We start from the raw sequence: 9,341 nt of genomic DNA, 5'->3' as shown, positions 1-9,341 counted from the left end.
ATTGTTGGATAGTACAGGTAGCCAATGGAGTGACGTCCCCCGGCTTACCGAGCAGTCGCTTGCCTGAGGAAGGGGTGCTCAGCCGGGCTCGCCCCAGCCGTCGTCACGGGCCTTGGACAGCTCGGCCTCCATCTCCTCCAGGTCCCGCATGAAGCCCGCGAACCCCCTCGGGCCCAGGCGGCGCCAGACGAGCAGCTGCAGGGAGAGCGTCTCCTCGTCCAGCTCGGTCCTGGCGGGCTCCACGGGAGCAGAGGGCTCCTCGGCCGGGGAGAGCCGTGCGATCGGCGAGACCTCCCGGCGCGGCTCGGACTCCCGCGACCTGGACTCCCTCGACCGGGAATCCCGTGACCTGGGCTCCGGGGGGCGCGGACTCCCCTACGGCGCGGTGACGGCACCTGCCGCATCCGCCGGTCGGCGGCCTGCAGCTCCTCGACGGTCAGGCGGACACCGTGCTCACGCTCCAGCAGCCGCAGGTGCGGTTCGTCGCGCAGCCTCTGCTCCCCGGCGCGCCGGGCGCGGCGGGCGGCCAGCTCGTCGTGGACGTGCGTGCCGGGAACCTGGTGCGGCGCGTCGGCCGGACGTCGAGTCATCGTGGGTTCGCCTCCGTCAGGCGGCTCCTTGTCTGGAACCTCTGTTAAAAAACGACGCCCAGGACCCCGCAAAGGTTGTCGATCCTCTCTCCGGAAGCCCGGATCGTCCGCCGGAGGCCGCGATAGGGAAGGGAGCCGGGCCCTTTTCGTGTCCCGGACGGCCTTGACGCGGTCTCGATGTGAGAATAATTTTCATCCAATTGACCAGTGGTGAAAGGAATGCCTGTGGCCGCAGGTGCGCTCGGACGCATCCGGACCGAGACCCCGGCGCTGCCCGAGGCGTTGCGCCGGGTGGGGGAGGCGATCCTGGCCGATCCGGCCGCGGCGGCCCGCTCCACGATCATCACGCTGGCCGAGCGGAGCGGCAGCTCGCCCGCCACCGTCACCCGCTTCTGCCGGGTGTTCGGCTTCGCCGGGTACGCGGGGCTGCGGGTCGCGCTGGCCACCGAGGACGGCCGGGCCGCGCAGGCCAACTGGGACATGGGGGGTGGGCCACGAGATCGGCCCCACCGACCCGCTCGACGCGGCGATCGGGGTGATGGCCGCCGCCGACTCCCGGCTCATCCAGGAGACCGCGGCGCAGCTCGACGCGGGCACCGTCACCACGGTCGCCGAGGCCGTCGTCGCGGCCCGCCGCGTCCTCATCTTCGGCGTCTCCACCAGCGGCGCGGTGGCCGGGATGGCGGGCGGGCGGCTGCGCCGGATCCGGATCCCCTGCTGGAGCCACGCCGACGCGCACGAGGCGCTCGCCGACGCCGCGCTGCTGGGCGAGGGCGACGTCGCGATCGGCATCTCCCACCAGGGCCGTACGCGCGAGGTGCTGGAGTCCCTCGCCGAGGCGGGCGACAGGGGAGCGCTGACCGTGGCGGTCACCTCCTTCGCCCGCTCCCCGCTGGCGGAGCTGGCCGACCTGGTGCTGACCACGGCCAGCCGCGAGACCACCTTCCGGCTGGGCGGCCTGGCCGCCGTCCACTCCCAGCTGTTCGTCCTCGACGCGGTCTACGTCGCGGTCGCGCAGCGCACCTACGAGCAGACCAACGAGGCGTTCGAGCGGACGATCCGGGCTCTGGAGAGCCATCGCGTCGAGAGGAACTGAGCGTGGACGGCACAGCGGGCGACGGCACGGCGGACGGCACGGCTGACGGCGCCGTGGGCGACGGCACGGGACACGACGGCAGGGTGCGCGACGGCACGGGGGGACGTCGGGGCCGCCGACTACGTCGACCGGGTGAAGGCCCTCGTCGACGAGGTCTCCCGGACCCAGACGGACGCGGTGGGACGGGCGGCCGAGCTCATGGTCGCCTGCCTGCTCGACGACGGCGTGATCCAGGCGTTCGGCTCGGGACACTCCGAGGCGATCGCCATGGAGATCGCCGGCCGCGCGGGCGGACTGGTGCCCAGCAACCGCCTGGCCCTGCGCGACGTCGTGCTGTACGGCGAGGCCCCGGTCGCCACCCTGCTCGGGCCGGCCGGTGAGCTGGAGCGCGACCCGTCGGTCGCCCGGAGGATCTACGACCTGGCGCCCGTCCACCCCCGGGACGTGTTCGTGCTGATCTCCAGCTCGGGGGTGAACGGCTCGGTGGTCGAGCTCGCCTCGATCGTCAAGGAGCGGGGGCACGGCCTGATCGCCCTGACCTCGGTGCGGCACAGCACCGCGATGACCTCCCGCCACCCCTCGGGCCGCAAACTGCTCGACCTCGCCGACGTCGTGCTCGACAACCGCGCCCCGTACGGCGACGCGGTCCTGCCGTTGCCGGGCGGCGGCACGTTCGGGGCGGTCTCCACGATCACCTCGGCACTGCTGGCCCAGATGGTCGTGGCCGAGGTGGTACGGGGCCTGACCCGGGCGGGCCGGACCCCGCCGATCTACCGCTCCGCCAACGTGACCGGAGGCGACGAGCACAACCGCCTCCTCGAGAACCGCTACGCCGGACGGATCCGGCGAGGTGCCTGACCATCGCCTTCCACTCCCAGGAGGTAACTGATGACCCAGTTGTCCAGGCGTGAGCTCCTGCGCGGCGCGGCCCTGGCCGGTCTCGCCCTGCCGGCCCTGTCCGCGTGCGCCACCCCGGCCGGGAACGGCGCCGCGTCCTCTACCCCCGCCGCCGGGGCCACCAGCGCGGCCAACCCCCTCGGCTTCGCCGGGAACAGGCCCCTGGAGATCTGGATCTTCGACGGCGGGTTCGGCGACGCCTACGCCCGCGACGTCCACGAGCGGATCCTCACGGCGAAACACCCCGACCTGGAGATCAAGCACAACGCGACCAAGGAGGTCGCCAAGACCCTCCAGCCGCGCTTCGCCGGGGGGAACCCGCCGGAGGTCGTCAACAACTCCGGCGCGGGCGCCATGGACTTCGGCGCCCTGGTCCAGGACGGCCAGCTCGCCGACCTCACGCCGCTGTACGACGCGCCGAGCTGGGACGACCCCGCGGTGAAGGTGCGCGACACCATCGACCCCGCCGCCATCGAGCTGGGCAGCTACGACGGCAGGCCGTACGTCCTCAACTACGCCAACACCGTCTGGGGCATCTGGTACTCGCGCACGCTCTTCGAGGCCGAGGGCTGGCAGGTCCCCAGGACCTGGGACGACTTCCTGGCCCTGTGCGAGACCATCAGGAAGGCGGGCAGGACGGCCCCCTTCACCTACGCGGGCAAGCACCCGTTCTACATCTACGAGGCCATCCTCACGCTCGCCGCGAAGATCGGCGGCAAGGACGTGCTCAAGAACATCGACAACCTCCAGGAGGGCGCCTGGAAGGCCGAGCCGGTCAGGCAGGCCGCCGGGGCGTTCGCCGAGCTCGGGTCGAAGTACCTGCTCCAGGGCACCGCCGGGCTCGACCACGTGCAGACCCAGACCGCCCAGAACAGGGGCCAGGTCGCGATGCTGCCCTGCGGCTCCTGGCTGGAGAACGAGCAGAAGGACTCCACCCCCGGCGGCTTCGACTACGCCATGTTCCCGCTGCCCGACTTCGGCTCCTCCGACGCCCTGCCGTACGGCACCCTGCACGCCCAGCCGGGCGAGGAGTACATCGTCCCGGCCAGGTCGGCCAACCCCCGCGCGGGCCTGGAGTACATGCGCGCCATGCTCTCCAAGGAGGGGGCGGGCGGGTTCATGGAGATGGTCTCCACGCTCACCGTCGTCAAGGGGGCCGACCAGGGCCGCACGCTCAAGCCGGGCCTGAAGAGCGCCTCGACCGCGCTGGCCGCCGCGGGCGACAACGCCGTCTGGTTCCTGTTCCGCAAGTGGTACGCCGAGCTGCACGACGAGGTGGCCGCGGCCTCCGGGCAGCTCATGTCCGGCAAGCTGTCCGTCACCGAGTGGGCGGACCGCGCGCAGCGGAAGGCGGACGCGGTCAAGGCGGACTCCTCGGTGAAGAAGTTCCGCCGGTGACGGCGGGCACCCGGTGGCACACCGGCCCCGTACGGGGCCGGTCGTGAACCACGGCACGACGGCGACGGCGACGACGACGGTGACGGCGACGGCGGCGGTGACGGCCGCGCGGGGCGGCGCGGCGGCCGGGGGACGGCGGGGCCGGTCATGAACCACGGCAGGACACGGTTCGTCGCCGGTTTCCTCGCGGCCCCGGTGGCGCTCTACCTGATCTACGTGATCGCGCCCTACGCGCAGGCCTTCTCCATCGCGTTCACCGACTGGCGCGGGGTGAACGCGACCCCGCGGTTCGTGGGAGCGGAGAACTTCCGGCGGCTGCTGGACGACGACGTGTTCTGGACGGCGGTCGGCCACAACCTGCTCCTGCTGGTCCTGCTGCCGGTCCTCACGCTCGGGATCGCCCTGTTCTTCGCGTTCCTGCTGAACGCGGGCGGTCGGGGCGGCACCGCGGGCGTGCGGGGGTCGAGGTTCTACCGGGTGGTGTTCTTCTTCCCCCAGGTGCTGGCCGTCGCCGTGGTCGCCGTGCTGTTCCAGCAGGTCTTCCGGCCCGACCGCAGCGGCATGCTCAACGCGCCGCTCATCGCACTCGGACTCGAACCGATCGGCTTCCTGTCCAGCACCGACGTGGCGTTCTGGTCGATCCTCGCCGTGCTGGTCTGGCAGGCGGTCGGCTTCTACGTCGTGCTGTTCTCCGCGGGCATCGCCTCCATCCCGCGCGAGCTGTTCGAGGCGGCGGCGATCGACGGCGCCCAGGGAGCGCCGCTGTTCCTGCGGGTCACGCTGCCGCTGCTGTGGGACACCGTCCAGGTCGGCTGGGTCTACCTCGGCATCGCCGCCCTCGACGTCTTCGCCGTCGTGTGGGTGATGACGGCCGAGCACGGCGGGCCCGACCACTCCACCACCGTGATGGCCGCCGAGATCTACCGCACCGCCTTCCAGTACTTCAAGTTCGGCTACGCCTCGGCGATGGGCGTGGTGCTGTTCTTCTTCACCATCGGGTTCGCGATCCTGGCCCTGCGCCTGTCGCGACGTGAGCGGATCGAGTTCTGATGGCGGACGCCGTGATCCCCCGCAGCCGGGCGTACGCCCGCGAGGAACGCCGCAGGCGCCTGGGCCCGCTGTCGGCGCTGACGCACGTCGCGCTCCTGGCGTGGACCGTCCTGGTCGTGGTGCCCATCGTGTGGACGTTCCTGGCGTCGGTGAAGAGCGAGGACGAGATCTTCGGGGACGCCTGGTCGCTGCCGGCCACGCTCCGCCTGGACAACTGGGCCCGCGCCTGGGAACAGGCGCACATCGGCCAGTACATGATCAACAGCGTCGTGGTGGTGGCCTTCGGCACGCTCGGCACGATGCTGCTCGGTTCCATGGCCGCGTACGTGCTGGCCCGCTACCGCTTCCGCGGCAACCGGGCCGTCTACCTGCTGTTCGTCTCCGGGCTGGCCTTCCCGGTCTACCTGGCGCTGACCCCGCTGTTCTTCGTGGTGCAGAACATGGGGGCGGTCCCGGTCATCGGCCCGTACATCGGGCTGAACACGCACGGCGGGCTGGTGCTGGTCTACATCGCCTACTCGCTGCCCTTCACGGTGTTCTTCCTGGCCGCGTTCTTCAGGACGCTGCCCGGCGCGGTGGCCGAGGCGGCCTTCGTGGACGGGGCCTCGCACGCCCGGGTGTTCTTCCAGGTCATGCTGCCGATGGCCAAGCCGGGCATCGTCAGCGTGACCATCTTCAACGTGCTCGGCCAGTGGAACCAGTACCAGCTCCCCCTGGTGCTGCTCACCTCCGACCGGGAGAAATGGGTGCTCACCCAGGGCATCGCCGACATCTCCACGGCCGCCGGCTACGACGCCGACTGGGCGGCCCTGTTCGCCGCGCTGAGCATGGCCATCCTGCCGATGCTGATCGTGTACACCCTCTTCCAGAGCCAGATCCAGAAGGGCCTCACCGCGGGCGCGCTCAAGTGACGCGTCCCGGCCAGGGGGCCGGGACGACGGCCCGCGTACCTGCGTCGCGGGCCGTCGCGGGCCGGTCCGGGCCGTCGCTATCGTGTGGCGCATGCACCGCACCCGCCTGTACGCCGTCATCATCGACGCCCCCCGACAGGAGGCGTCCCGGGCCGCCGGGTTCTGGGCCGCCGTGCTCGGGAGCACGCCCCGGCCGGTGCCGGACGAGCCGCAGTTCACCGACCTGCCGGAGGCGGTCCCCGGCCTGACCGTGGCGGTGCAGGCGGTCGACGACACGGCCCGCTACCACCTCGACATCGAGACCGACGACGTGGACGCCGAGACCGAACGCCTGCTGGCCCTCGGGGCGACCGAGGTCGACCGCTGGCTGGAGTGCCGCATCCTGCGGGCGCCCGGCGGGCACCTCCTGTGCGTCGTACCCGTGCACAGCGACCCCGGCTTCTTCGCCGCGCACGCCCGCACGATAACCCCGTGACCCCCGTGACCCCGTGACCCTCGCGACCCCGCGTGCCCGGGTTCTCAGACGAGCAGCAGCGACTTGCCGACCGTGCGACGTTCGGCGAGGGAGACGTGCGCGTCCCTCGCCCGCTCCAGCGGGAAGGTCGCGCCGATGTGCGGCCGGATCCTTCCCTCGGCGGCCAGCGTGAGCGCCTCCGCGAGCAGTTCCCGCACCAGGAGCGGGTCGGGCGGCCCGGCCATCAGGATGTTGGTCGCCCGGACCCGTCGCTCCTCGGCCAGCCACGGGTCGATCTCGAGCAACCCGCCCTCGGCGGTGCCGTAGGTGAGGAACCGGCCGCCGTCGGCCACCGTCTCGAACGTCGCCCTGCCGAGCTCACCGCCCGCACCGTCGAAGGCGAGGTCGACCCCGGCACCGCCGGTCACCTCGCGCACCCGGTCCCCCCAGCCCGCGAGCGAGTAGTCGACGGCGGCCTCCGCCCCCAGCTCGCGGGCCAGCGCCAGCTTGCGCTCGCCCCGGGCCGCCGCGACGACCCGGGCGCCGGCGTCGCGCGCCAGCTGCACCAGCAGCGACCCGGCACCGCCCGCGGCGGAGGCCACCAGCACCCACTCGTCCTTCCCGATCTCCGCCCTGCGGGCGAGGTTCAGCGCGGTGACGCCGTCGTGCAGCACGGCCGCCGCCTCGGCGGACCCCAGGGCGCCGGGCACCTCCATGACCTCCTCGACATCGGCGACGATCCGCTCGGCGTAACCGGTGGAGGCACTGGCGACCACGCGCCGCCCGGCCCAGCCGGGATCCACGCCCTCGCCGACGGAGAGCACCCGTCCGGCACCACCGTGACCGGGAACGTACGGGAGCGTCCGGGGGAAGAAGTCCTGTCCCCAGCCTCCGCGCAGCAGCGTGTCGAGGTAGATGACGTCGGCGACCTCCAGCGCCACCACGACCTGTCCCGGGCCGGCGACCGGCTCGGGGACCTCCTCGGGCACCAGTACCTCGGGACCGCCGAACTCCCGTACCTGAATCGCGCGCATCATGACCAGCCTTTCCCTCGTGGTCGATCTCGTGCGCACAGCCTGAACCCTCAAGTTAAGTCGAGGTCAAATCAGGCGGCCTGTCCCCGGGGAGTCGGCGCTCAGCGGGCCTGGAGGTTCTTGAGGGCCTCGCGGCGGCTCAGCCCGCTGATACCGGTGTGGTCGACGTACCGGACGACCTCGCCGGGGTTGGTCTTGGCGTACTCGCGCAGGGCCCAGCCGATCGCCTTGCGCGCGAAGAAGTCGTTGTCCGACAGGCTCGGCTCGATGCAGGCGTACAGCAGGCCGGTGTCGGTGGCGGCCTTGAAGCGGTTCTGGCAGAGGATCGCGGTGCGGCGCTTCCACAGGTCGGTGCCGCGGGCCCAGCGGAGCATCAGCGGGCGCATGACGTCGGGGTAGGCGGCGAGCAGCCCGCCGATCCGGTGGACGGCGAGGTCGTCGACGTAGTCCCACCACGCCCCGCTGACGATCATCTCCTCGTACATCGGCAGCGTGTCCGTGGTCTGGAAGGCCCGGTAGAGGCGGAAGCCGGTCAGCTCGATCGCCGCGTAGCGCTCCTCGCGGTACTCGGCCCCCCGCCACAGCGCCAGCGTCGCCTCCTGCCAGGCGTACGACACCTCGACCGGATACTCGGCGAAGACCCGCCGCAGCGCGGCGCGGCGGGGAGCGGCCTGCACACCGAGGAAGGGCATCGCCGACTTCATGTAGGCCTGCATGATCGGGGCCTTGGCGGGGTCGGCCACGTCGGTGAGCGCCATGCGCACGGCTTTCTGCAGAATCTCCACGCTCGCACACCACTTCCGTTCACTTCGCGGACGCTTGATTCTCACAGGCCGTACGGGTCGCCGCGCCGGGTTCGCCGACGCGGTCACACCTTCTGGCTGCTCCGCTCGCCGGTCCCCAGGCCGTCGAACAGGACGGTGATGTAGTGCTCGGCCAGGCTCGTGGTGTTGAGGCGGCCTCCGGGACGGAACCAGCGCACCGCGACCCAGATGGTGTCGCGGATCATACGGTAGGTGAGCTTGGGGTCGACGTCGGCGCGGAACAGCCCGGAGGCCTGGCCGAGCTTGATCTGCTCCACCCACATCCGCTCGACCTCGTCCTCGGCCCTGACCAGGTAGTCGAAGCGGTCGCCGGGCAGGGAGCGCAGGTAGTTCCAGTCGTTCTGCATGACGGTGATCGCGGCGCGGTGCGGCTCCAGGGTGCTGAATCCGATGCGCACCATCTCTGAGAGGATCGTGCGGGAATCTCCGCCGGCCTCCAGGGCGGCACGGTAGCGGCCCACCAGGTCGTCGAGGAAGGTGGTCAGCACCTCGTCGACGATCGTCTCCTTGGAGTCGAAGTGGTGGTAGAGGCTGCCGGACAGGATGCCGGCCTCCTTGGCGATCTCCCGGACGCTGGTCGCCTGGAAGCCCTTGCGGGCGAAGAGCTCGGCGGCGAGCTTGACGAGGTGGTCGCGCCGCTCGGACGCGGGGCCGGATGCGGCCGTCCGCTTGGTCGCGCCCGGGCGCTTGACCGGGGTCGTGGTCGCGCCGCCGGCGTTCTTTCGCGTGTTCACGCCCCCCATTATGAGCCCTTGCGCAATCGCTTGTTCACCTGAACGCGCCAGCTCATCCCGGTTCCCTTGTGCGGCCAAGCGTTTGCTGCAACGGCTGCCGGGCGAACGACGCAGGGGCAGGGCGACGGCCGTGGTTCCCCGCTCGCCCGTGGATTCACGGTGAGGCGGCCCGGACGGCGACGCGGGCGAGCCCAGGTTCACGACCCTGGGCGTCCGGTGCCGTTCCCACATCGAAGACCCATGGTCAACCCCCTAGCAATTAGGAAACTTTCCTATTAGATTTGCGCCCAAGCCGCCGTGGGAGCGCTTTCCCGGCGGGTCGGGCAACGTGGTGTCTGACGCGTCCTCGGCAG

11 protein-coding genes and 1 pseudogene are annotated in these 9,341 nt (G+C 71.5%); 8 read left to right on the top strand and 4 right to left on the bottom strand.

Translation table 11 applies throughout. The annotated features are described in order from the left end of the window. Positions 1-78 precede the first annotated feature (78 nt). Positions 79-243, bottom strand: coding sequence for a hypothetical protein (locus ABD832_RS36635; protein WP_344905408.1), 165 nt, complete (start codon positions 241-243; stop codon positions 79-81). 206 nt (positions 244-449) lie between these two features. Between ABD832_RS36635 and ABD832_RS36630 the strand changes: the two genes are divergently transcribed. From ABD832_RS36630 to ABD832_RS36595, 8 genes and pseudogenes are all read left to right on the top strand, one after another. After that, positions 450-638, top strand: coding sequence for a hypothetical protein (locus ABD832_RS36630; RefSeq protein WP_344905405.1), 189 nt, complete (start codon positions 450-452; stop codon positions 636-638). 171 nt (positions 639-809) lie between these two features. Then, positions 810-983: pseudogene (locus ABD832_RS36625) on the top strand (RpiR family transcriptional regulator); the annotation flags it as partial. 94 nt (positions 984-1,077) lie between these two features. Then, on the top strand, positions 1,078-1,686 hold the full coding sequence (locus tag ABD832_RS36620) for a MurR/RpiR family transcriptional regulator (protein WP_344905402.1): 609 nt from the start codon (positions 1,078-1,080) through the stop codon (positions 1,684-1,686). Positions 1,687-1,728: 42 nt separating this feature from the next. Continuing rightward, positions 1,729-2,544: a sugar isomerase domain-containing protein gene (locus ABD832_RS36615; protein ID WP_344905447.1), complete on the top strand. Its 816-nt coding sequence runs from the start codon at positions 1,729-1,731 to the stop codon at positions 2,542-2,544. Between the two features lie 30 nt (positions 2,545-2,574). Then, complete coding sequence (ngcE, locus tag ABD832_RS36610; protein ID WP_344905399.1) at positions 2,575-3,981, top strand: N-acetylglucosamine/diacetylchitobiose ABC transporter substrate-binding protein; 1,407 nt, start codon at positions 2,575-2,577, stop codon at positions 3,979-3,981. A gap of 147 nt (positions 3,982-4,128) precedes the next feature. After that, the gene (locus tag ABD832_RS36605) at positions 4,129-5,031 is read left to right on the top strand and encodes a carbohydrate ABC transporter permease (protein WP_344905396.1); all 903 of its coding nucleotides are present in this window, start codon (positions 4,129-4,131) and stop codon (positions 5,029-5,031) included. After that, the gene (locus ABD832_RS36600; protein ID WP_344905393.1) at positions 5,031-5,942 is read left to right on the top strand and encodes a carbohydrate ABC transporter permease; all 912 of its coding nucleotides are present in this window, start codon (positions 5,031-5,033) and stop codon (positions 5,940-5,942) included. The genes ABD832_RS36605 and ABD832_RS36600 overlap by 1 nt, the downstream gene beginning before the upstream one ends. A 91-nt stretch (positions 5,943-6,033) precedes the next feature. Beyond that, positions 6,034-6,417, top strand: coding sequence for a VOC family protein (locus tag ABD832_RS36595; protein ID WP_344905390.1), 384 nt, complete (start codon positions 6,034-6,036; stop codon positions 6,415-6,417). Between the two features lie 44 nt (positions 6,418-6,461). Here ABD832_RS36595 and ABD832_RS36590 read toward each other — a convergent pair whose 3' ends face one another. From ABD832_RS36590 to ABD832_RS36580, 3 genes are all read right to left on the bottom strand, one after another. Beyond that, entirely contained in the window at positions 6,462-7,433 is a 972-nt protein-coding gene (locus ABD832_RS36590; RefSeq protein WP_344905387.1) for a zinc-binding dehydrogenase, read from the bottom strand. A gap of 98 nt (positions 7,434-7,531) precedes the next feature. Continuing rightward, positions 7,532-8,215 carry a DNA alkylation repair protein gene (locus ABD832_RS36585; protein ID WP_344905384.1) on the bottom strand — a complete coding sequence of 228 codons (684 nt, stop codon included), beginning with the start codon at positions 8,213-8,215 and terminating at the stop codon, positions 7,532-7,534. An 83-nt stretch (positions 8,216-8,298) separates the two neighbouring features. Then, complete coding sequence (locus ABD832_RS36580) at positions 8,299-8,988, bottom strand: TetR/AcrR family transcriptional regulator (RefSeq protein ID WP_344905381.1); 690 nt, start codon at positions 8,986-8,988, stop codon at positions 8,299-8,301. Positions 8,989-9,341 lie beyond the last annotated feature (353 nt).

The sequence above is a fragment of the Streptosporangium longisporum genome (assembly GCF_039534895.1).
Lineage (GTDB): Bacteria > Actinomycetota > Actinomycetes > Streptosporangiales > Streptosporangiaceae > Streptosporangium > Streptosporangium longisporum.
The sequence above is the reverse complement of the archived record's forward strand: the minus strand, read 5'-3'. Positions and strand labels throughout refer to the sequence as shown.

What these genes read in the sequence shown, in the direction of transcription:
- ABD832_RS36605 (WP_344905396.1), top strand. Translation starts at nt 4,129, where the DNA reads ATGAACCACGGCAGGACACGGTTCGTCGCCGGTTTCCTCGCGGCCCCG.
- ABD832_RS36600 (WP_344905393.1), top strand. Translation starts at nt 5,031, where the DNA reads ATGGCGGACGCCGTGATCCCCCGCAGCCGGGCGTACGCCCGCGAGGAA.
- ABD832_RS36595 (WP_344905390.1), top strand. Translation starts at nt 6,034, where the DNA reads ATGCACCGCACCCGCCTGTACGCCGTCATCATCGACGCCCCCCGACAG.
- ngcE (WP_344905399.1), top strand. Translation starts at nt 2,575, where the DNA reads ATGACCCAGTTGTCCAGGCGTGAGCTCCTGCGCGGCGCGGCCCTGGCC.
- ABD832_RS36590 (WP_344905387.1), bottom strand. Translation starts at nt 7,433, where the DNA reads ATGATGCGCGCGATTCAGGTACGGGAGTTCGGCGGTCCCGAGGTACTG.